The organism is Dyadobacter sp. UC 10 (genome assembly GCF_008369915.1).
Classification (GTDB): Bacteria; Bacteroidota; Bacteroidia; order Cytophagales; family Spirosomataceae; genus Dyadobacter.
Genome location: NZ_VSRN01000001.1, coordinates 245,660 through 268,724 on the forward strand (window position 1 = coordinate 245,660; position 23,065 = coordinate 268,724).

Consider the following 23,065-nt stretch of genomic DNA (forward strand, 5'->3'; position numbering starts at 1 on the left):
TGTCAGCTACGAAGCAATCTCAATGTTGTCCTTCAAAATATTCTCCTCCGCAGGCAGGTGCTTCGGGATCGAAAATGTTCAGCGTCTTAAATAGTAACCGTGCAATCTGCTGATGTCCCACGTAGTTCGGGTGGAGCCTGTCATTCAACCATTGCCGGTAAATGTCATTGAGAAATTTGCTTTGTCTTTTCTCCCAATATTCATGATTATCAACCAGCAGCACCTGGCTGGAACCAGCCACCTGTCTGATCACGCTCACATAATCGGGAAGCGTTTTTCGTTCAGGCGAGAGGTTTAGAATGATCGGATTAGGAGTATGTAAGACCGGTACCGCTTTCAATGCTCTGATCTGCCCGATGAGCGATACGAGATTCTTTTCAAAAACAGCCGACGTTATTTCCGGTTTTGAACAATCGTTGGTACCGATCATAATGGACACCACTGAGGGCTCAAAACGGGAAACCCGCCAATGAAAATCCTGTAATATGGAGGCAGTAGTCTGCGAACTAATGCCGGTATTGATCACCCAGTCGCGTGTTCTTGTAAGCTCCCAGCGCAATCTTTCCTCAAATATCTCCGGGTACGAACGCCGGCCCGCAGTATGCTTTGCCCCGTGCGTAATGCTGTCGCCGGTGAATACCCAAATGTGGGGATTTGGATCGCGGAGGATCTCAGCGATACGATCTATATCCTGGGGATTAACGATCGTTTTTGCAGGCAAACCCGCCTCACCACCATACGCCAGCGCGGTAACACCGGCAGGCAGAATGGCGCTCAATGTTCTCAAGAAGAGTCGTCTCGGGAGGGTATGCTTCGTCTGCCGATCGCTCATTTGTAAAGCCATTTCTGGTTGATACGCGTCACTCTCAGCACAGATAAATGTGTTTTTGCAGACTGGCTGCCGGCGCAATAGCCCAGTAATACATCGTTTTTTGTAAAATGCGCAGCAGTATAACAGTACCAGCCGTCGGGATCGGTTTCAATGTTCTTCACATTCGTCCAGGTCAGGCCATCGTCTTTGGAAATGGCCACGGTCAGCGGGGTTCGTACACCGCCATGCCAATCGCTTTCTCTTTTGGGGTTATTGTTCCAGATCATCAGCAGATCACCCGTTTTGGGCATTCTGACAATCGTGGCCGGTGACATAGGCGAATAAATGTTCGTCTCCTGGATGTGCGACCAGGTCTGGCCTTTATCACTGGAAAACGACATTTGCTGCTTGCCGCCGCTCGCCCGGATGATCATCAGGATACGTCCGTCTTTAAGTTCGACCAGCCCCGGTTCCTGGGTGATGATCTTGGTATCGTTCGGGACAGATTTGCCTGATTTCCAGGTTTTTCCGCTGTCGTCGGAGTAGTAACTGAACAACGTTGCCTGGTTGCTCCATTTACCATTGTCGTCCCCGTGCCGCGCCACCGCCATGATGAGCCTTCCGTTTTTGAGCTGGATCACGCGGCTGTTGTTCAGTACAAAATATCCCTCCTGATCGGTAATGCATGAGATTGGCGCTGACCATGTTTTTCCTTCATCGGAAGAAAGGCGGAGAAGTGGCTTGCAGTCTGTTTCGGAGTTTTTCTTCAGATACCAAAGTGCAATTTTTCCATCTTTAAGCCGGAGCATCGAAACCGACATGACGTTCATATCTCCCTCACGCTCCACAACTATGTGATCCTCCCTAGTCCATGTCTTACCCTGATCCGAAGAATACCGGCCGGCCAGGTAGGCGGGCGCATGGTCACTGGATGAGCCTCCGGTATAGCGACTGTATACAAAAAGGATCCGGCCATCTTTCAATGTGACGAAGTCTCCCTCACTGTTGCGGGGATTGTCACCTCCTGGATTGAGCTGCAAAGAAATGGGCAGGTTTTTATCTCTTTCCGCCTCGTTTTTAAGCGCAATGGACGTCCATTCTTTCGCGAGCCGGTCTTTAATGGCCGCGAGACTGTACCGTTTCACTTTCAGGCTCAAACCTTTGGCATTATTGCCTTCGGGATTCACATAATAGGAAAGCAGCACATGGTCCGCCTCAAAATGGATCGAGGTATAGGCATATTCCTCGTTTGGGTTGGTTTCAATATTTGTCAGCGCGACCCAGTTCTTTCCATTGTCGCGAGAGGCCGAAATGGTCAGCGGGGAACGTTTGGCTTTGAAATAACCCGGACCCGACAACCCATTATTATTATGTACGGCCAGCAAGTCGGCTGAACCCGGCATGCGCTTGACCGACGCAGGCGCAACAGGTGAATTCAGGCTTGATTGCATTGCCATAGACCAGCTTGCTCCACGATCGTCTGAGTACGTTTGATACTGACGTCCACCACTGGCACGGATAATCATCATGATCCGGCCGTCGGCCAGTTCCACTACTCCCGGCTCCTGCGTGATCACCGAGTCGGGCGTGGGTACTACCTTTCCGCTTTTCCAGGATTGTCCATTGTCATCGGAGTAATAGCAATTTAATCTTCCTTTGTTGCTCCACTGGGCAGAAGCCGTTTTGTGAAGCGAAACAGGCGCGATCAACCTGCCGCTGCCGGTCTGGATCACTCTGTCGTTGTTCAAAACAAAGTAGCCTTTCTCATTGGTTATGAGCGGCGTAGGAGCAGACCAGGTTTTAGTTTCGTCTGATGAAAAACGTACCTGTGGAATGCAATCGTCCATCGAATTTTTGCGAACATAAAACAGGGCGATCGTCCCATTATTCAGGCGAAGCAGGGAAGCGGACATGATGTTCATATCGCCTTCTTTTTCGAGAACCAGATGGTCTTCATTGGTCCAGGTTTTGCCGCCGTCAGACGAAAATCTGCCCATTAGCCGCGCAGGTGCGTGGTCACTGGCGGTACCATCAAACCGGGAGTAAGCCAGCAGTACACGTCCGTCTTTGAGCGTGACCATGCCACCCTCGGTATTACGCGGGTTTTCAGCACTGGATTTCAGGTTGAGAACGGTTTCTCCGGTGATATCGCTGGTTTGACTATGCGCGATAGAGACCAGCTGCGTGGCCGCCGCCATCAGGCAGGAAATTACAGTACGTTTATTTAGAGGAAAGCCAGCCATGGTTGATTTTTGTCAGATTGGTGATAGAAAGACCAGTACCCTTGGAGCGAAAGCCAGCGCAATAACTCAGCAGCAGATCGCCTTGTGCATTAAAGCGTGCGGCGGTATAGCAATAATGCCCATCCGGATCGTCGTGAATGGTTTTAACCTGCTTCCAGCTCACTCCCTCGTCTGCCGAAACGGCGATATTGAATGGTGTCCTTTTTCCATAACCCAGTCCCAAAACGCCGAAGTTGTTCCAGATCGCCACCAGTTGCCCGGTAGCCGGATCACGGACGATAGTAGCCGGGGACAAAGGTGAAGGAAGGTTGTAAGGCACGGCCACTTGCCAGGTTTTGCCCTTATCCTTGGAATAGGATGCATACTGCATACCACGATCCGTGCGGATGTACATCATCACAGATCCGTCTTTCAATTCGACCAGTCCGGGCTCCTGGGCCATTACTGCATCAGGCACTTTGATCTGCGCACTTCGTTTCCAGGACTTACCGTCATCGTCCGAATAATAGCAAAACAATTGTCCATAGTTATTGAAACTCGACTCAAGCTTCTCCGGTGACACGCCTTTCACGTCGGACGTGTGCAAAGCCACGGGTACCAGCAGTCTGCCCGATGGCAACTGAATCACCCGTGCATTGTTCAAGACATAGTAGCCGGGGCGGTCGGTGATGCACGCCACCGGCTCTTTCCAGGTTTTGCCCTCGTCTTCGGAGATCCGCAGGTAAGGAATGCAGTCATTAATGGAATTTTTACGGGCATAAAACAAAGCCAGCTTCCCGTTTTTTAACCGGAGCAAAGACACCGACATCACATTCATGGCGCCTTCGTTTTCCACTACGATTTCATCTTTGTCTGTCCAGGTGTTGCCACCATCCGACGAGTAGCGTGCGGCCAGGTGTGAGTTACCGAAATCGCTGGCAGATTTTCCCGTGAAATGGGTGTACACAAAAAGAATGCGGCCATCTTTCAGGGTGACAAAATCGCCTTCGCTGTTGCGCGGGTTGTCCGTCCCAGGTAAAAGTTGTAATGTAACCTGCGGGCCGGACTGGCCTTGCGATGCGGGACTTCCCATTGTCATTGCAGCAGCAACTCCGGCGGCGATCAAACGTAACCGGAACTTGGTAAGCCATTTAAAAAAGGTCATTGACGGCATGTCGTTCATATCAAATGTTCAGGGGTTCAGGAATAGGCAGCGTCTTTTTTTCAACAACTCCGGTTCGGGGACCGGAGTTGTTGCTACTGGTTAAAGATAGCCGGGGGTTTGTTTGAGTGCTTTGTTGTTGGTAAGCGTATTGAGATCTACCGGCCACAATAGTTTGTAATCTTCCGTAACCGTCGTGTATTTGATTACATATTCTTTTCCGAAACGCAGCAGGTCGTACCAGCGCTTTCCTTCTCCGATGAATTCGAAGTACCGCTCTTTCAGAATCATTTCGGGCAATACCTTATCGCCGGGTTGATTGGGAAAGCCATGCACGGCTGGCTTATAGTTAGTCCCATAGGCACGTTGCCGCACCAGGTTAATTTCCGTTGCCGGATCTTCCCCAAGCACAGTTTTGGCCTCGGCCAGCATCAGCAGCAGATCGGCATAACGGTATATCGGATAATCGTCCACCATCACACGGCTGCCGGCGTTAATAATGCCCTGATATTTCGCCAGGTAGCAACCGGCGAGGACATATTGGTCGTTTACCAGTGAAAAAGCGCCTTGTATTGAAGCGTACTTTCGGGAATCTTCACCCGAAAAGCTGCGGTATGTGCTTTTCTTGATCGGCGCCTGAAAACCGCCCGTTCCACCTACCAGATCCTTCTGCACATCGATTTTCACTTTCGACAGGGAGTCATAGTAGTTGCCTATGTAGTTAATCTGCGGTAAAAACGGCGCGAACTCACCGCCCATGAACGTATACTCGTTCAGCTCGTTGCGTATCGTGAATATGATTTCCTTGTTGCCCTTATTGGCGTGGCTAAAAACATCTTTATAGTTTGGCAGCAGCCCGAATGCCGGCACATTCTGCTGGATATCCGTGAGCGCTGTTTTGGCAATTGCAGCATCGGCCGCCCCGCCATTGAGCCGTTTCGCCGACCAGAGGTATGTCTCGGCTTTCAGCATTAATGTCGCACTTTTTGACCAGATCGCTTTATTCAATTTAATGGTGTAATTCGTCCCGAAAGCAGCCTCCGATTTGCCCAGGTCCGACTTGATGAGCGCCATCACATCTGCTGCCGGCGAGGCCGGCTTTGCCAGCTTGTTGATATCGAAAGTAGAAGTCGCTGTTTCGTGGATAATCACGTCGCCCCAGGAACGCAGCAGATGGAAATAATAAAATGCCCGCATGCCATAACCCTGCCCGAGATAATACGCCTTGCTGGCCTCCGGCAATATCGTAGTCTGTTCGGTCTTCTCGATCAGCAGGTTGATCTGATTGATATTGCTGTAAAAATCTCCGTAAGAGTTTACGCCCGGATTGCTGATGTTGATAGTATTGAGCCAAAGTCGCTCCCGGTTGTTGGTAGATTCCCCACCAAAAGACGTCTCTCCAAATTCATCGGCCCGCATGCCGCCCAGCACAAATAAATTATACGTATGGGTCCGTAGACGTGCGTGGATGCCGATCACAAATGACTCCCACTGTTCGGGCGCCTTCCAGAAGTTGTCGTCCGTAATGCTGCTGATAGGTGAAAGGTCAAGCTCGGTCTTGCTGCACGAAGTCGCCAGCGACAGGAGCATGCTCAGGAAAACAGGAAATGTTATCTTTTTCATAATTCTTCGATTGCATTTAAAATGATACTTCCAGACCAAACAGCAGTGTTCTAGGCAAAGGATAGCGTCCTGCATCCAGGCCGGCCAGCTGGGGGCTGTTCCCGGCAACGCCCGGCTCGGGACTTGTACCGGTGTAACGGGTAAAATAGCTCAGGTTTTGCCCGGTCACATTGACCCGCACATTCGACATTTTGACTTTGGAAGTCCATGCTTTTGGAAGTGTATAAGCCAGCGTAAGTTCTCTGAGGGCGAGATAATCCCCTTTTTCATAAAACCGGGAGCTGTTGTTGTCCACGGCAGTGGCTGCGTTGTTGGAACGGGTAATGTTCTTTTTGATCACCTGATCACCATAGTAAAATTTGGGAAGATCAGTATCCATATTTTCCTCGCTCCACATTTTACGAACGTCCGTGATCACATTGAAAGTCCCCTGCATTTGGCCCAGAATACGTGCATACACATCGTTGTAGATCGTGTGCCCAAGTGCATAATCGAACCTTGCCGACAAGCTGAGGTTTTTGTAGGTAAGTGTAGAGGTCATACCGCCTGTCCATTTCGGAAACATATTTCCTACTTTCACCCGGTCGAGCGTGTTGATGATCCCGTTGTTGTCGAGATCGGCCCATAGCACATCACCGGGTTCGATAGGATACTTACCGGTTTTATTTGCCAGATCGGCATAAGCTTTTGGTCCGTATAACTCAGCGATTGCATCGTAACGGCCAGGTACCGACTGATTTACATCGTCCCAGTCTCGCAATATCCGCTCTTGTTTGTAACCAAACATATCGCCCAGCATCCCTCCTTCCTGGATCCCTCCTACCCACACATTTTTGCCCTGCGCGGGATCGTATACTTCATATCCTCCCTGCCTGTTCCGTTCATTGCCATTCACAGGCAATTTCATGATACGGTTCTTTACAAAAGAGGTATTTACACCCACATCCCAGGTCAGGCCATTGTCCAGGCGAAGCACATTTGCATTAATATCCAGCTCAAAACCGCGGTTACGCAGACTTCCCAGATTAGTACGGATGCTGCCGAACCCGGTGTAGCTCGGAAGCGCGAGGTTGGTCAGCAATTCGCTGGTGGTGCGGTTGAAATAATCGAAGGAAATCGTTGCCCTGTTTTTGAGAATACCGATATCAGCGCCCACGTTAATGGAAGCAGAACGCTCCCATTTCAGGTTGGTGTTGACCATTGCGGTATTCAGGAACCCGGCTTGTCCGCCATAAAGTGTCTGAATACCATAGCCGCCCTGCACTTCATATTCGCCCACGCCCGCCACGTTTCCGTTCACACCATAGCTCGCTCTCGGTTTGAAGGTGCTTATGTATCGGTCAAGTCCCAGGTTCGCGAAAAACGCTTCGCGGTGCATGTTCCAGCCAACCGATACGCCCGGAAATGAAGCCCAGCGGTTTCCTTTTGCCAGTCTGGAAATACCATCGTAACGCATCACCGCAGATAGGAGATATTTTCCATCGAAATCGTAGTTCAAACGACCGAAAGCCGACAATATCCGCTGCTGAACCCATGATGTGCCTGTAGCTGTCCTTTCAGTGACGGCATTCAGGGTGTAGATAAAGTCTGTCGCCGCCTTAGTTCCAGCTGCCGAAAAATCCAGGGTTGACACATCGAAATATTCGCCTCCGGCAAGCACACTTACGTTATGCCCCTTTAAGCTCTTTACATATCCTAGCGTCAGGTTGTGTTGCTGCTGTAACAATCTTTGATATCTGGCAGAAGCTGCCCGTGTGATGTCAGGAACCGCAGTAGTCTGGTACTGAATGGATTTATTGAAAGATTCATTCAGATCATCCGTGTAATAGGCATTTATCTGGGCCCGTAATTCCAGGTCTTTGACGATTTCCCAGCGGGCTCCGACATTCAATGTCGTTTTGCGTGCTTCGTTCTTTCTTACATACTGGTTCAGGTAGTACAACGGATTACCATTTGCCACGCCATTGTTTGGATTCGGATTACCGTTATCATCAAAAGGCTTGAATGTGGGCCAAAGACTTTGTACCCGGTAAAAAATATTCGCAGGTTCCTGATAAATGGGAGGAAGTTTGGATAATGTAAATGCTACCGAAGACGATACTTCAAAGTTGGGTTTAATGAGATATGATCCGGTTAATGATCCCGAGAAACGCTCGTATTTGGTACCTACCACCAACCCATCTTCTTTATAATAGCCGACACTGGAAGCGAATTTCGCTTTTTCATTTCCCCCGGTGAAACTCAGATAGTGGTCTTGGGTGATCGCCGGATTTTTGAAAGCCGCATTTCTCAGCTCATTTCCATAGTCTTTGTACATCAGCGTATCCACATCATTGAACGGATCGATCAGCCAGCCATAACCCTGGCCGAGAAGCGACTGGAATTGTCCGCGGTTGGCATTGCCTATTTTTAAGGTCGAGTAAATGTGAGGCAGATTTGTGCCGAAACCGGTCTGATTATCCGGAACGAGCGGCGCTACGCCACCCTGCGAGCGGGCAGTATTGGTCCGACGGACACCGAGCCGGTTATAATATAGAAAATCACGCGCCTCCACATAATCGTAGGCGGTGCGGAGGTAATTGATCCCGGTCCGTACTTTATATTGAATCTCCGAAAAGCCTGCTTTCCCTTTTTTGGTGGTTACCAGTATTACCCCATTATTGGCCCTTGCCCCGTAAATCGCAGTCGACGCGGCATCTTTCAATACCTCCACCGATTCGATATCCGACGGGTTAACGTCATTGAATGTACGCACGATACCATCTACTACCACAAGTGGTGAGCCGGGGCTGTTGATGGATGCCCCACCGCGGAGGAGGATTGTGGGCGTACTGCCAGGCTGGCCCGACGTGTTGACTACGCGAAGGCCAGGGATCGTTCCCTGCAAAGATGACGCGGCATTTGATAAAGCTACATTTTTAAGAACCTTGGTATCCAGCTTGGCCACCGATGTGGTGACCGTTTGCCGGGACTGGGAACCATAACCCACAGCCACCACTTCATTGAGCATGGTCACATCGTCTTCGAGAACGACATTCAGCCTGCTCTCAGAACCCACCGTGACTTCTTTGGACTTATACCCGACAAAACTAAAGATCAGTACCTGGCCAGAAGAAGCATTGATCTCATATGCTCCTTCTGCATTCGTGAGACTGCCAGCCTGGGTCCCTTTTACGACTACGGTTACGCCGGGAATGCCGGTTTCGCCGGTTGCGGCTGTAACCTTACCCTGAATCAGACGTCCCTGTGCAAATAGTGCAGCGTTGCTAAGAAGTGCAAAAACGAAGATTATATTAATCTTCCAATTTCGAAAGTACATGTGTTTCATATTTACTTTTGTCTGTTTTGCCATTTCGAAGACATATTAAATTAAGGGTTTACCAAATTTTCTTCTTAGTTTTATTTGTAGGACAAATATAATAGCAATATTTAATTGCAAGTTGATTTGTGATATTATTTTTTTGTATGTGTTAAAAAAATAACTGCGAGCTGAAAAACTACTACCTTTGAGCCGCCGAAAAGGCTGATACAACTATGCGTAAAACCAACACCACTTTACTATCACCGGTCAGCAATCTCTCCATGACCGATCGAGTTGAAAACTCGCTGCGACAATATTTTGAGGATAACAAGTTCAAGCCGGGAGACCCGCTTCCAAACGAAATGGACATGGCCACGCAGCTGAATGTGAGCCGGAATGTAGTCAGGGAGGCACTGAGCAGGCTTCGGATGCTGGGGATGATAGAAGCCAGGCCCAGAAGAGGGATGGTGATGGCACAGCCCGACCTGCTTGCAGGGATTGAGAAGGTACTTAATCCTATGATTCTCAGCAAAGACAATCTTAAGGATATTTTTGAAATGCGGCTAATCCTGGAAATGGGCGTTTCAGAGTTTCTTTTCGCGAGAAAAACCAAGGCGCAGGTCCAGGAACTCGAAGAGATCGTAGCGAGGCAGCAGAATAACGATGCCTTGACGATCGAGGAAGAGGTAGCCTTTCATGGAAAACTGTATGAAATGTCTGGAAATGAAACCTTCGCACGTTTTCAAAACTTACTGATACCGGTTTTCAATCACGTATTTTCAGACAAATTCCGGATGCACGTGGAAATTCCGGATCCTGTAACCCACCACGATCTTATCGAAGTACTTAAAAACGGCACCGCTGACGAATTCAGACAAGCCATGTATAAACACCTCCTGCCTTATTATCAGACAGGCAACATCGCGCAGGCGACCAAATAACCGGTTAATGAAGACCACCACAGGCGGGCATCAATACCAGATTAGCGCACTGTTTTATTTTCCCCGACGCAATGATTCTGCATAGGCATCTGGAAGTATACTGTCTTCTATCGCTTTGGCCGCTTTCTCAATATTATACTCAAAGCGTATAAATTCAACTGTAATACTTTCTTTAACCGAAATGGATGCATCGGCATTCATATGCAGGATCACATAACCGCCTCTGGGGTCACCATCCTTGGGCTTACCTACTGATCCGATATTGACCGCGTGGCGGAACTGGACGGTGCCGTCTTCCTGAGGGCAATGCAGGATCCTGTGATAAGGTTTGTGGGTATGGCCAAAAAGCATCACATCTGTACCGGCCTGCTCCATGATCCGCAGCATGCTATTTTCGTCCCGATCTTCAAACAAATACTCATTGACCCTGCGCGGACTGCCGTGTACCAGCAGCACCGACAGCGGTCTATCGTGGCCTTGAAAGTCCAGACGGATGTGGGCCGGCAAGGCCCTCAGGTACGCCCGCTGCCCGTCTTTGATAATTTCATTTGTGTAAGCAATCGACACTTTGCCATTTTCTTTTTCATCGTCCGTTTTGTAGGCACAGCCACAGTCATCGCTGCTCCTTCCTATTCCAAAATCGTAATTACCGGCAATGGCAGGAATACCGCGTTTCCTGATCTGATCTATCACTTCATTAGGCCAGATGTTATAACCCACCAGGTCCCCCAAACAATAAATAGCGTCGGTATCTCTGGATTCAACATCATTAAAAAACGCCTCCAAGGCAGGAAGGTTGGCGTGAATATCTGAAAAAAGGGCAATTCTCATTTAATAAGTGGTTAATTGGCAAATTTGTGTTGTTGTTTGCGCGCGAAATTGACCATCAGGATCAATACCGGCACTTCGATCAGCGGGCCGATCACGGCAGCGAAAGCTGCTTCGGAATCAATCCCGAATACAGCGATTGCAACCGCAATACCTAATTCAAAATTGTTACCTGCTGCAGTGAATGCCAGGGATGTGGATTTGGCATAATCCGCACCGGCACGTTTCGACAAATAGAAAGCAGAGAAAAACATAATTGCAAAATAGATTGTCAGTGGCAGCGCAATACGGAGCACATCAAACGGTATACTGACAATCAACTCCCCTTTCAAACTGAACATGACTACGATGGTGAACAGCAAGGCTATTAACGTAACAGGACTGATGGCTGGAAGAAATCTATTTTCATACCAATCTTTGCCAAACAGCCTGGTCAATACGATCCTTGAAATAATGCCAGCCAAAAACGGGATGCCCAGGTAAATGAATACGCTTTGCGCGACCTGACCGATCGTTATGTTTGCCACCAGGTGGCCCTGCTCAAAGCCTTTCAGACCAAAGACGGGTGGCAATACCGTTACAAACACGTACGCATAAACCGAATAAAACAAGACCTGAAATATGCTGTTAAAAGCTACCAATCCTGCTGCGTACAGGCGGTCGCCATTAGCCAGGTCATTCCAGACAATAACCATCGCAATGCAGCGGGCAATGCCGATCATGATCAGTCCGGTCATGTACCCGGGCTTATCCGGAAGAAAAATTGCGGCCAGGCCAAACATCAGCAGGGGTCCAATGACCCAGTTTTGAAGCAGGGAAAGCACAAGGATCTTTGTGTTGTTAAATACCTTTGGCAGCTCGGCATAGCGCACCTTGGCCAGGGGCGGGTACATCATCAGCACCAGGCCGATCGCTAACGGCACGTTGGTCTGCCCGGAATTAAACTGATTAATAAAATCAGGTGTGCCCGGCATGAAATAGCCAATTGACACACCTACAAGCATGGCCAGAAAGATCCATAAAGTCAGGTAACGGTCTAAAAAAGAAAGACGTCGGGTATTCATCCAGTTTGGTACTTTAAATTCCGTTTCATGACGACAGCTGATGAAGGACAAAGGCTGCCGAATTGCCGGGTTTGTTGAATTGCTTCCGGGACTTGCTCACGGTTAACAGCCATGAAGCCATACCGGTCAAAGTAATGGTCAGCTGTGGTCGTGATCAGGTATACCGCTTGCAATCCCTGCTCGGCGGCACCTGCCAGTAGCTGCCCGACCATCTGGCCAGCGATACCTTTGCCCTGGCAGGCAGGCTCGACAGCAACTGAGCGCAAGAGCCCAACGGACCCGAAAATTTCAAGGCCTGCGACTCCGATAAGCGTCCCGTCATGTTTTGCCAACAGAAAATTGCGCAGGCTGCTGGGTAAATCTTCTGTAAGCAGGTCAGCTTTTTTTAGGAAGCTGACCACCGATTCCTTTTCCTCCGGCCTGGCATGATCGATTTGAATACCCATAATTTTTTGATTTGATTAACAGCATCCTGAGCCAGGCTCGCAGCACGTCGCATCAGAAGCGACTAATTCCAATTCCTGCTTTACAGCGGCAGGTGCGCAACATGAGGCATCTGCCGGCGATGTGCCGCAGCTCTGGTTGCGGGTGAGCGCCTTGCATTGGGTAAAGTCGGGAACCAGGTTAACCGAAAATGTTTCACCGTCGGCAACAAACTCGCCTGGATACATTTGCCGCGTATCGAACTTCGAATTCCCAAACTCGATCTTAACGGTTGCATTGGGGTCCAGTGGAAGCGATTTTTCAACCAGCTCAATAATTTTCAGGGCCTTACCTACTTTCATTGACCGGTCTGCTTCTTTCACCGACGGCTCCCACAGCTGCACGATTACTTCGGTCCAGCTGTTCATTACCCCGCCGCAGTCCACCGAAACGATCGGCGCCTGTTTGATCTCGGTAATGTGATAAGAATTGTCCACAAACCTGCCCTCTTCATATTGGAATTGCAGGTGCAGATCAGGATTTTGTTTGAGGTTATTTTTGAGTTCACCCCAGGTAATCGGATCGCGGGTCACCGCAGAATTTGATTGGTTCATAGCTTTTACTGGTTAAATGTAATATTACGATTGATATTCTCAAAAAAATGTCCTGCCTAGTTACAGCAGGATGTGGTTACAGTAAACGTATTCAACAGAGAACCAAACGCCCGCTGTGCTTCTTCCCAAACCGCGGGATTAATACAATAGCAAACCCGCGGCGGATTGATTTCTCCGTGAATGATCCCAATCCGTTTCAATTCTTTCAGGTGTTGGGAGACTGTGGCCTGGGCAAGTTCCAATTCATCCACCAAATCACCGCACACACAGGCTTTCCTGGCAATCAATAGTTGCAGGATCGCAATCCTGGCCGGGTGCGAGAACGCCTTTGCCAGATCTGCAAGACGGTTCTGCTGCTCGGTGAATATTTCGGTTTTCGTAACTCCCATGATGCAAATATAGGCGGCAATTTATTAATTGCAATATTACGATGGATATTTAACGCAAGAATTTATCGACCTTGAAAAACCAAACAACCAGCGTCAGGAAAATACCGGTTCCCTCAGGCAAAGTATAGCCACAACTTCGAACAACCACCGTTCGATTTCGAACATTTTGCAAGAGCTGCATTTTCACTAACCAGCTAAATTTCAACCCAATAAACTGCATCTCCAAATCTGGCAAAGTATTTGATCAGCAAATATAGAACTAATGATCTGGTATGAACAGGGCTTATCTGGGTGAATTTGAAGAAATCGTTTTGCTAACCGTTGCCGCGCTTCAGGGTGAGGCTTATGGTGTTGCACTGGGCCACGAAATTGCGGAGCAAACCGGCCGCGAGGTGCGACTGAACCAGATCCATTCTGCATTACAGCGATTGGAGGAAAAAGGGATGCTGAAATCGCATATGGGCGAACCCACTGCCGAACGCGGCGGGCGGCGGAAGCGGATTTACACGATCACAGTTTACGGACAAAATACATTGCAGCAGGTTAAGGAACTTCGGGAAAATCTCTGGTCGCGGATCGTCAAACCTTTTAAGCTGGCCATTGATTTATGAAACAAACCCCACAGCCGCCTGCCTGGGCCGACAAGCTTCTTTGCTGGATCTGCGCCCCGCATTTAATCGAAACCATCCTCGGAGATCTTCACGAAGATTTTCACTTTCAAAGCAAAAAAACGGGTTTGCGGAAAGCGCGGCTACGCTACTGGCGCGAGGCACTTGGCTTTCTGAAACCGAGATACATACTCAGACAAAAATCACCTCATCCGTCCACTTATACATTCAGCCGCGATATGATCCGCAATTATTTTCTGGTCGCATGGAGAACCCTGGCCCATAGTAAGGTTTACTCCTTTATCAACGTCACCGGGCTGAGTATCGGCCTTGCAGCCGCCATGCTGATCCTGCTATATACCAAAGACGAAGTAAGCTACGACCGGTTCCACGCTAACAACCCCGCCATTTATCGTATTACCAGCAAGTATATTTCGCCGGCCGGGCAGCAAACAGGCGTAATGGCAAATACAGGGTATTTGCAGGGGCCGAAATTCGCGGCAGGCGTGCCGGAAATTGTGGCATTCGCGCGCTATCACGTGGATCGGAACGATATCAAAAAAGGAAACGAGGTTAAAAGTGAGGAAGTGTTTCGGGCCGATTCGGATTTCTTTTCCATCTTCTCGTTTCCACTGCTGAGCGGCGATCCTCAGACAGCTTTGCGTGAACCCAAATCCGTGGTTATCTCCGAGCAAATGGCTGAAAAACATTTCGGGCACAGGGATGTGCTGGGAAAATCGATTTTAATGAGAGCCAGTTTCGACCCGGATGCAAAGTTTGAACCCTTCACCGTGACAGGTGTAGCCCGCAGATCACCGCAGAATTCATCTATTAAATTCGATATACTGGTCCCATTTCTGGCCGAAAAAGGCGAAATGGAGCGGAGCCAGAACTGGTTCAATACCTTTCTCAATACCTTCGTTTTGCTGCGTCCGGGTTCCAATGTGTCTCTGGTAGAGAAAAAAATGAACCTCGTTTACAATGCCGACGCCAAGGAGGCGATTAAGGAAGTGGCCGAAAAATTTGGTATGAAAGAGCACAAGCAGTATACGCTCCAACCCTTTACGGATATGCACCTGAGTGCCGATTTGCCAGCCGACAATGGATTGACGGGACATAGTAATCCGCAATTATCCTACATACTGACAGGCATCGCCCTGTTTATACTGGTGATAGCCTGCATCAACTTTGTCAACCTGACCGTCGCCCGGTCTTTGAAACGTGCGAAAGAAATCGGTGTCCGAAAGGTGGTCGGCGGCGGCCGCGGACAGCTGATCGTGCAATTTCTCGGGGAATCATTTTTGCTTTGTCTGGCTGCGTTTATGCTGGCCCTGGTGCTCGTTCAGCTCACTTTGCCTACGTTTAATCACCTCTCTAACAAGGCATTGGAAATTTCATACCTTTTCGATGCCAGGCTGATTCTGGGCTATCTTTCTCTTTTCGCAGTTACCGGTTTGCTTGCCGGTTTTTATCCCGCGCTGGTATTGTCTGGTTATACTCCGGTTAAAACGCTTTACAACAGAATGCAGCTTTCGGGAAAAAACCATTTACAGACCTCCCTCGTCGTATTGCAGTTTACAATCGCATCTTTCCTCATCATTGGCACATTAACGATCAATTCCCAATTTGACTACCTGATCAACAAGGACCTGGGTTACAATGATGCACACCTGGTTAGCGTCAGCAAATCAAATCTTACCCGTGAAGAGGCGCAGCTGGTCAGGCAGGAGCTACAAAAAGATCTGAACGTACTCGCTGTCGCCCCTAAGAATGGAGGAAGGTGGAACAGTAATGCCAAAGTGAATGGAAACACGGAGATCGGCTTTACTTACGAAACCATTGACCCGGAATACCTGCCCGCCATCGAGGTCCCCATTTTGAAAGGACGCAACTTTTCTGCCGATTTCCCTACGGATTCAAATCGATCCGTACTGGTGAACGAGAGCTTTGCAAAGCAGGCCGGATGGAAAAACCCGATCGGACAGGTTGTTGATTTCTGGTATGATAACCATATGAAATACACGGTTGTGGGTGTTGTCAAAGACTATCATTACACGGATCTGAGCGAGAAAATCGGCCCGCAGCTTTTTACGATGAAAGCACGGAATGCTTACGGAAGATTTATTGTCAAGATCAAACCCGGCACTGAAACGAGCAGCCTGCGTCATATTGCGACTACATTTTCCCGTCTTTTTCCACTCAATTCCTATTCTTACAAGTTCATGGACGAGGAGAACCGGAAACGGTACGAATCGGAAGCCAAATGGAAACAGATCATGCTTTTCGGCACCATACTGACCATTTTTATTTCCTGCATTGGCCTGTTTGGGCTGGCTACCTTGTCGGCCGAGCGGCGCACGAAAGAGATCGGTGTGCGAAAAGTGATGGGCGCATCGGTAGGCAGCATCACCCGGCTGCTTACATCAGATTTTCTCAAACTGGTTTGTGTATCCTTCATCTTCGCCTTCCCGCTGGCTTATTATTCGGTCGACAAATGGCTGCAAAACTATCCCTACCGGATCAATATCAGCGCCCTCCTATTCCTGGAAGCCGCCTTGCTGGCAGTGATCGTGGCCTTTTTGACCGTCAGCTTTCAGTCGGTTCGTGCCGCTTTGATGAATCCGGTAAAGAGTTTGCGGAGTGAGTAGGTTGGTATCAGCCAGAACATGCAGCGTTGGTTTTTACGATCATAAACCCGCATTCTTTACCCTTATTAACTTCCCATTTGTTTCATCGGAAAGGAGATACAATTTACCCGCCGGGCTTTGTATCACTTTCCGTATCCTTAACCGGTCGTCCGTAAATAATTCCTCAGCGCTCTTAATAGTTTCGCCTTCTAGTACCAGCCGCCACAGGCTGCCCTTTGATAATCCGCCCACAAGCAGATTCCGGTTCCATCCGGCAAACTCGGTGCCCCAATAAACATGCAGACCGGTTGGCGCCACTGTTTGCAGCCAGGACCACACAGGCTCCTTATAATTATTTCCCGGGATAGGTGCAGGCGCAAACTCAGCAAAACGGTATTTGCCAGTTGTCTTCATGGGCCAGCCGTAATTGGCGCCAGCTTCCAGTACATTGATTTCGTCCCCCTGGTGCGTACCATGCTCGCTGAACCAGATTTTGCCGGTATGGAGGTCCCGCGCTAAACCCTGGGCCGCCCGGATACCTGTTGCATACAGACCGGGAGTGGCTTTATCTCCAAAGTCCGGGTTATCTTTTGGAATAGTGCCATCCGAATTGATGCGGTAGATCTTCCCTCTCTTGTCTTCCACGTTCTGCGCTATGGGAAGCACTGGTTCATCTTTTTCGGTAAATATCCTTTCGCCGATTGTAAAATATAGCTTACCATCACTCCCAAATAGCATTCCGCCACCATAATGGACCCGCTGGTCGGTGTAAGGTTCTGCTACAAACAGCACTTTGATCTGTTGTAGAGATTCGTTTTCAAGAACCGCCCTGACGATTTTTGTAGTTCTTCCCTTCTGAGCTTTGGCGGCATAAGACAGGTAGATGTACCTATTAGTCCTGAAATCCGGGTCGAGCAGCACTTCGAATTTGCCTGTATTATCACCAAAGCCGTCCAGATTATCTTCCAGATCGGCCGGAAAGCCTTTGACCCTGATTTTTTCTCTTTTCTCCAAATTGTATTTGATCAGATCCCCTTCTTTCTCCGAGATCAGCACTTCATTTTCGGAGATAAAAGCCATACTCCATGGACGTTTCAGGCCATCTAAAATTGTTTCTTTCTGAGGAATCGCGCCAGTTGTCTTATGCGGTGTGCGGGTGGAAACCTTATCGGCAATCACCCAGCCTTCATTGGTTTTCATCAGATTGAAGTAATCTGTGAATACCTCCCGCTCATTGATAATCTCAACCTTTGCGCTGCCCATATTGTTGGTAATATCCAAAGCAACGATCTGCGTGTGCAGGTTTTTCGGCCGTTCGTGAGGCTTGAAAAGGCTGAGATACTGACTTCTCGAAAAACTGGCAAATTTCCCATCCCGGTAATTCTTCAGATGACAGGAAGCATGCATGGCTTTTGCCAGCTTTGTGGTATCGCCCGTTGCCCAGCCATCAAAATATAACTGAATAGTATTTTCGATCAACTGTCTCTCCGTCGGTGTGTTTTGGCAAAATGCCTGAAAAGAGGCCAGTAAAATTAAGAGTAAGGTTGTCCTTTTCATTGCTGGTAGTTTTGATGGTCAAAATGGAACTGTTCCATTTCGCTTCTCAAATGTCTGCCATGCACGGAGGATGAAAGTGCAACAAACCTGATTCAGGAGTACTGTTTTATAAATCCGAACTATTGGACAGACCTGATCAACAGGGCGTCTATCGGAAAAATCAATGTGCAGCATTCCGTAGTCGTTATGACAAATTTTTAATTTATCTATGGAAAAATTGCACCAAATTTACCGCCGGGTCTAAACCGTGTTCAATATGAGATTTACTTTTTTGATTTTGCTTTTCTGCGTTTTTCAGCATATTTCTCAGGCTGGCGAGCGGCTGTCAAAAAAAGATCCTGAACTGAATTTTGAAAAATTCTGGCAAATATTTGACCGTAATTATGCTCATTTTGAAAATAGGAAGATAGATTGGCAACAACAGTATCAAAGTTTTAGGCCTGCAATTAATAGACATACAACTGATGAGCAATTACTGACTGCCTTGAATGAAATGGTAGCTCCGCTAAAAGATGGGCACGTGGTCATTTCTCCGACAGGGGATTTAGCCGCAAGTGCCAAATATTCCAGATTCTTTCAAGAGTTCCCCACCAAGGATCTGCAAGCAAAATTCCATGAGGTAACACTTGATAATTTACAAAAGCAGGGATTCGGTCCATTTAAAAAGTTCCAAAGCGAACCCTATCAGATTGGCGGTTACTGCAGATCGGCAAACTTTGGATATATCCAAATAAATGGATTCGGCGGTATGCCAATTGAGCTGTTTACGAAACAATTGGATGAAATGGTGCATGAATTTGCCGACGTAAAGGCACTCATTATCGACATTCGTATCAATGGCGGAGGTTCACCAGCATATCTGAATGCATTAGTGGGCCGACTTACCCAGGTTAAACGATTGGTTGGGTACGGACGCACCCGTACCGGTAAACCTAAAAACGATTTTACTTCCTGGACTGCTTATCAGATAGCACCTCAGGGTACTAAACAATTGGTTAAACCAACAATCCTGTTGACAAGTGGTGCCACGATCAGTGCCGGTGATCATTGCGCCATGTACCTCAAGGAGTTTCCCTACGTCAGACAAATAGGTGAAAACACAAACGGCATTTTTTCTTCCATGCATGGAGAGCGCTTACCGAACGGCTGGCATATTGCATTATCGAACGGACAGACGGTAAGCAGCAAACGAATCAGTTATGAAGGTGTAGGCGTTCCCGTCGATGTTTTGGCTCTGCATTCACGTACTGATATGCTGACGGGTAAGGACGCAGCCCTGGCAAAGGCCTTTGCATATCTTGAAATAAACCAGCCAACACTTGCGAAGAAAACTATTTGCCATGAACAGATTGCATTAAATTATTATGCAGATAGCCTGCTGATTAATAAAACCTATGGCGATATTACCGCATATTCAAATGGCCTGGTGGAAGAGGATGCTACTTTATTAGCTCCTTTTTCCAAAAAATGCAATTCTTTGCAATCTGTTTACAAATCGGACGGTTTAGAAACACGAATAAAAGCGGAAGAATTTGCCGACTCAACCTTTCATCGCCAAAATATAGCGCATCGTTTTTATGTACGTACGCATTCGCCAATTCGCGCTAAAAGAAGGTGGCCGTTTGCCAAACGAAACGGCCGGCGTCTAACCATTGCTCACCATATTAATATTGCTGATAAAAACTATGTCCGCTTGCATCTCAGTCAGGGTGGGTGGAAAGGGGAGACTGTTTTGGTTGTGGTTAATAATCAGGGCACAGTTGTGGAGCATTGCTTTTTATCCTACGATTATTTAAGCCGTCAGTTCTATCAATGATGTTAAGTAAGCAATGCCTGTCGTTTTCTTTTAAGCAACTGATATAACCGGCGCAGAGATCCCGGCTGCTATCAAATAGTAACTGCATAAAGGTATTTTGATATATTTACGATTTATTCAACGATCTCTTTAAGCTTTACCGATGAAATTTATCGTTCCCTTCTTACTGTCAACTGCCCTCATATGTTGCAAGGCAAAAAGAGACGAGAACATATCAGCGACAGAAACCTTGAAGAGTCCACCGGTTGCGGAACATAAATCAGACTCGAGCGAGGAGGTCAGGAAATCGAAAATTGCACTCCCGGGTATTAACTTTGGCATTTCCCTCAAAGAATATCAGGCAGCCAACAAGTACATATTACAGGGTTTCGGTGCAAATACCTATTTCGTAAAGCCCCTTTTCAACAACCAGTCGCAATTATTTAAAATCGAGCTTGCAGGGATCAGCCGTAACGCTTCTTATTCTGATACCAAACTTTGGGAGGATCACAAGAATCTGATCTCATTCTTGGAGGCTGACAATGGAACCCCTAAGACATTGTCTTCTGCTCCAAAGTTAAGTGAGATAAAACCAGGAGGGATTGAATGGACACATTCGTGGTCCAATTTCTCGAAACGGATTAAGGTTGGGATAGCCCAGGGAACAACCGGCGAAACTTATGAGGTGATCGGGTGGATTTATGATCAATCTATGCTGAAGAAAAAAAAACTTGCTGATTCTTTAATGACACACCCTCAGAAAAAAACCGTTGCCAAATCTAAAAAACGCGGAAAGCGCGCTAAGAATTCAGAACGGTCTGCTACGCCAAACTGATATTCCTGTTTATCAGTTAAGCCCGTTGAACTGCTCCCGGCTGCTAATATCCAGTTTCAGCACGTCCGACATTCTCCCGAACTCAGGACTTACCTCTCCCCGGATTTCCATTACTGAGTTGACGACAGGGTGGTTAAATTGAATATCCATCGCATGCAGCAACATAGTTTCCATCCCGAACTTCTCCTTGAAAAACCGGTTCTGTTTATTACAACCATGCGGCCGGTCGCCAATAATTGGGTGCATGATGTGCGCCATGTGCTTTCTGAGCTGGTGCATACGGCCCGTGGTAGGTTTTAGCTCCACGAGCGAATATCTGGAAGTGGGGTGCGCGCCGGTTTGGAACGGAACCTCGGTTCTTTGCAGGGTTTTGAAAGCGGTGAATGCTTCCTGGACGGTCCCGTCGTCCCGTTTGAGCGGGTAGTCAATCTCGCAGGAGTCGGGCGTAAAACCCCGTACTATTGCCTGATAAGTCTTCTTCACCAACCCGTTCTGGAATTGCTGCTGCATCAGGCTGTTGATTTCCTCACTTAATGCAAATAACAATACCCCAGACGTTTTTCTGTCCAGCCTATGAACCGGGTAAACCCGCTGGCCGAGCTGATCCCGCAGGATTTGGACGGCGAACTGATCCGAATCTGCTGCGAGCTGCGTGCGGTGGACGAGCATGCCGTGCGGTTTGTTAATTGCCACCAGGTATTCATCCTGGTAAAGGATCGGGAGAGTTGAAATAATTTCAGGCACCGGCTAGAAAATCGATAACTGTTTTTCAGATTTTTCGGTCAGCACGGCGTAAGAGCTTGGTTTGATGCCGCGCAGATACGGAAACAATCTGAGCAGGCCATATTTGAACCTGGTCAAAAAAAGCCCGGTTGGGTTGTTCTTAAATAATGGTTTGATCACATCTTCATGATACAAGTGACAGATATCCTTCTTCACCTGAAAATTTTCAGAAGAAAGCAAAAATCGAAAAAGTGCGGGCGTGTAAATATTAATATGGCCGTAGGATAGAAAATGCTTGACCTTTCTATCTACATAGAACGAAAAATCAATAGGTACCTCAAAGATCTGGTAACGGGAAACCCGCTTGATCTCTCTCAGCAGAATCCTTTCATGCTCAACGTGTTCCAATACATGCGAGCAGATCACGAGGTCAAAATGATTGTCAGGATAGGGAATCCGATATCCGTCAAAAAGGAGCACATCATTTAAATGCCTGATATTCTTTTCTTTGATCAGGGCAATGCCGCTTTCTGAAATCTCCACGCAATTCAGATCTTCGCAAAAATTAAATTCCGATAACCACTTGAGGATACTACCCTCCCCCGCCCCCACTTCAAGCACATTCCTGAACTGGATGTGCTTTGCCAGCTCAATGATATTGAGCGCTTTATATTTGGCGCCTGTATTACGCCAGGCAACTGAGGCCTGATCATACTGAACGGAATAAGAGTCTTTTATGTTTCCTGAGATTTGCATAAACTTCAAAGGATAGCATTCTTACAATGCGCCCGAAAGCAGAAATTCACTGGTGTTTTTTGTTGTATCTAATACGGAAACGGATTATGCCCCACAAAACCAGATATAAAACCCCCAGTAACAATCCGATTTCCAGGCTGAAAACCAGTGCGGTCCTGTCCATAATGCTTTCAAACAGATTGGTTATTATCAATCCCGGTTCGTGAATGATATCCCAGCTGTTCATTCTTCTGACCCTGCCCAGATACACGCCGAACCCTGCAAGGGGAAGACTGATTACCAGCATCATATTAGCCGTCCCTCTATAAAAAACCCTCCTCCACGCCCTGTGTATCCAGTAAAGAGAGACCAATCCGTTAAAAAGACTAACCTCCGCGTAGAAAAAAAGCATGATGGTGTCATGCCAGGTCAGATCTCTTTGATAGTCAACGGTTAAATGCGCCAGATCTGTGATCATGTAGGGCGCATTCGGGAAAAATGCCAGCCAGGCAATGCTGATCAGCAACAGTGTTACCGGAATTTCCGGGAAACGTTTTGTAATACTGTCCGCAAAAAAAGCGACCAGTAGCGGGATCCAGCTCAGAAACAAATTCCAGTCCATCGAAAAGTCGACGGGAGCGTTAAAGAATATCCTGATTAAATGGAAGAAAACCGCGGCAAGACTCAGCACCAACAATAGCAATAGCGAAAACAAACCCTCCATCGTGATGATCGGCGGGTCGGATACGCTAAACTTGTAATTCCTTATCCAATCTATTAAACGGTCCAAACGTACTCAATTTAGGT

At 47.8% G+C, this 23,065-nt stretch carries 19 protein-coding genes; 5 read left to right on the plus strand and 14 right to left on the minus strand.

The window, feature by feature from the left end; all coding sequences use genetic code 11:
• Positions 1-19: 19 nt before the first annotated feature.
• From FXO21_RS00890 to FXO21_RS00910, 5 genes are all read right to left on the minus strand, one after another.
• Entirely contained in the window at positions 20-832 is an 813-nt protein-coding gene (locus tag FXO21_RS00890; RefSeq protein WP_149638330.1) for an SGNH/GDSL hydrolase family protein, read from the minus strand.
• Positions 829-3,054 carry a sialidase family protein gene (locus FXO21_RS00895; RefSeq protein ID WP_149638331.1) on the minus strand — a complete coding sequence of 742 codons (2,226 nt, stop codon included), beginning with the start codon at positions 3,052-3,054 and terminating at the stop codon, positions 829-831. The genes FXO21_RS00890 and FXO21_RS00895 overlap by 4 nt, the downstream gene beginning before the upstream one ends.
• Positions 3,032-4,216: a sialidase family protein gene (locus FXO21_RS00900; RefSeq protein WP_225865512.1), complete on the minus strand. Its 1,185-nt coding sequence runs from the start codon at positions 4,214-4,216 to the stop codon at positions 3,032-3,034. The genes FXO21_RS00895 and FXO21_RS00900 overlap by 23 nt, the downstream gene beginning before the upstream one ends.
• 81 nt (positions 4,217-4,297) lie before the next feature.
• Positions 4,298-5,818 (minus strand): SusD family outer membrane lipoprotein NanU, encoded by a 1,521-nt coding sequence (nanU, locus tag FXO21_RS00905; RefSeq protein WP_149638332.1) that lies wholly within the window; start codon positions 5,816-5,818, stop codon positions 4,298-4,300.
• A 16-nt stretch (positions 5,819-5,834) separates the two neighbouring features.
• Positions 5,835-9,170: a SusC/RagA family TonB-linked outer membrane protein gene (locus tag FXO21_RS00910; protein ID WP_225865513.1), complete on the minus strand. Its 3,336-nt coding sequence runs from the start codon at positions 9,168-9,170 to the stop codon at positions 5,835-5,837.
• Between the two features lie 182 nt (positions 9,171-9,352).
• On the opposite strand from FXO21_RS00910, the gene FXO21_RS00915 reads away from it, so the two are divergent.
• Positions 9,353-10,060 carry a FadR/GntR family transcriptional regulator gene (locus FXO21_RS00915; protein ID WP_149638333.1) on the plus strand — a complete coding sequence of 236 codons (708 nt, stop codon included), beginning with the start codon at positions 9,353-9,355 and terminating at the stop codon, positions 10,058-10,060.
• Positions 10,061-10,114: 54 nt separating this feature from the next.
• On the opposite strand, the gene FXO21_RS00920 is transcribed toward FXO21_RS00915, so the two are convergent.
• From FXO21_RS00920 to FXO21_RS00940, 5 genes are read right to left on the minus strand one after another with little or no spacing between them, the layout of a single operon-like run.
• Positions 10,115-10,891 carry a metallophosphoesterase family protein gene (locus FXO21_RS00920; protein ID WP_149638334.1) on the minus strand — a complete coding sequence of 259 codons (777 nt, stop codon included), beginning with the start codon at positions 10,889-10,891 and terminating at the stop codon, positions 10,115-10,117.
• Between the two features lie 11 nt (positions 10,892-10,902).
• Entirely contained in the window at positions 10,903-11,952 is a 1,050-nt protein-coding gene (arsB, locus tag FXO21_RS00925; RefSeq protein ID WP_149638335.1) for an ACR3 family arsenite efflux transporter, read from the minus strand.
• Entirely contained in the window at positions 11,949-12,398 is a 450-nt protein-coding gene (gene arsN2, locus FXO21_RS00930) for an arsenic resistance N-acetyltransferase ArsN2 (protein ID WP_149638336.1), read from the minus strand. The genes arsB and arsN2 overlap by 4 nt, the downstream gene beginning before the upstream one ends.
• Positions 12,399-12,413: 15 nt before the next feature.
• On the minus strand, positions 12,414-12,989 hold the full coding sequence (locus FXO21_RS00935) for a DUF6428 family protein (RefSeq protein WP_149638337.1): 576 nt from the start codon (positions 12,987-12,989) through the stop codon (positions 12,414-12,416).
• 56 nt (positions 12,990-13,045) lie between these two features.
• The gene (locus FXO21_RS00940) at positions 13,046-13,378 is read right to left on the minus strand and encodes an ArsR/SmtB family transcription factor (protein WP_149638338.1); all 333 of its coding nucleotides are present in this window, start codon (positions 13,376-13,378) and stop codon (positions 13,046-13,048) included.
• Positions 13,379-13,650: 272 nt separating this feature from the next.
• On the opposite strand from FXO21_RS00940, the gene FXO21_RS00945 reads away from it, so the two are divergent.
• Positions 13,651-13,989 carry a PadR family transcriptional regulator gene (locus tag FXO21_RS00945; protein ID WP_149638339.1) on the plus strand — a complete coding sequence of 113 codons (339 nt, stop codon included), beginning with the start codon at positions 13,651-13,653 and terminating at the stop codon, positions 13,987-13,989.
• On the plus strand, positions 13,986-16,634 hold the full coding sequence (locus tag FXO21_RS00950) for an ABC transporter permease (protein WP_149638340.1): 2,649 nt from the start codon (positions 13,986-13,988) through the stop codon (positions 16,632-16,634). Before FXO21_RS00945 ends, FXO21_RS00950 begins: the two co-directional genes overlap by 4 nt.
• A gap of 39 nt (positions 16,635-16,673) precedes the next feature.
• On the opposite strand, the gene FXO21_RS00955 is transcribed toward FXO21_RS00950, so the two are convergent.
• Positions 16,674-18,170 (minus strand): PQQ-dependent sugar dehydrogenase, encoded by a 1,497-nt coding sequence (locus tag FXO21_RS00955; protein WP_149638341.1) that lies wholly within the window; start codon positions 18,168-18,170, stop codon positions 16,674-16,676.
• Between the two features lie 256 nt (positions 18,171-18,426).
• On the opposite strand from FXO21_RS00955, the gene FXO21_RS00960 reads away from it, so the two are divergent.
• Together FXO21_RS00960 and FXO21_RS00965 are read left to right on the plus strand one after the other, a co-directional pair.
• On the plus strand, positions 18,427-19,986 hold the full coding sequence (locus tag FXO21_RS00960) for a S41 family peptidase (RefSeq protein WP_149638342.1): 1,560 nt from the start codon (positions 18,427-18,429) through the stop codon (positions 19,984-19,986).
• Between the two features lie 229 nt (positions 19,987-20,215).
• Entirely contained in the window at positions 20,216-20,800 is a 585-nt protein-coding gene (locus tag FXO21_RS00965) for a hypothetical protein (RefSeq protein WP_149638343.1), read from the plus strand.
• Positions 20,801-20,812: 12 nt separating this feature from the next.
• On the opposite strand, the gene FXO21_RS00970 is transcribed toward FXO21_RS00965, so the two are convergent.
• Genes FXO21_RS00970 through FXO21_RS00980 form a run of 3 tightly spaced genes read right to left on the minus strand, consistent with a single transcriptional unit; the run spans position 20,813 to position 23,048 of the window.
• Complete coding sequence (locus FXO21_RS00970) at positions 20,813-21,544, minus strand: pseudouridine synthase (protein ID WP_225865514.1); 732 nt, start codon at positions 21,542-21,544, stop codon at positions 20,813-20,815.
• A gap of 3 nt (positions 21,545-21,547) precedes the next feature.
• A complete protein-coding gene (locus tag FXO21_RS00975; protein ID WP_149638344.1) occupies positions 21,548-22,279 on the minus strand; it encodes a class I SAM-dependent methyltransferase in 732 nt (243 codons plus the stop codon).
• Between the two features lie 46 nt (positions 22,280-22,325).
• Positions 22,326-23,048, minus strand: a complete 723-nt coding sequence (locus FXO21_RS00980) for a DUF1361 domain-containing protein (RefSeq protein WP_225865515.1) — start codon at positions 23,046-23,048, stop codon at positions 22,326-22,328.
• Between the last annotated feature and the right edge of the window lie 17 nt (positions 23,049-23,065).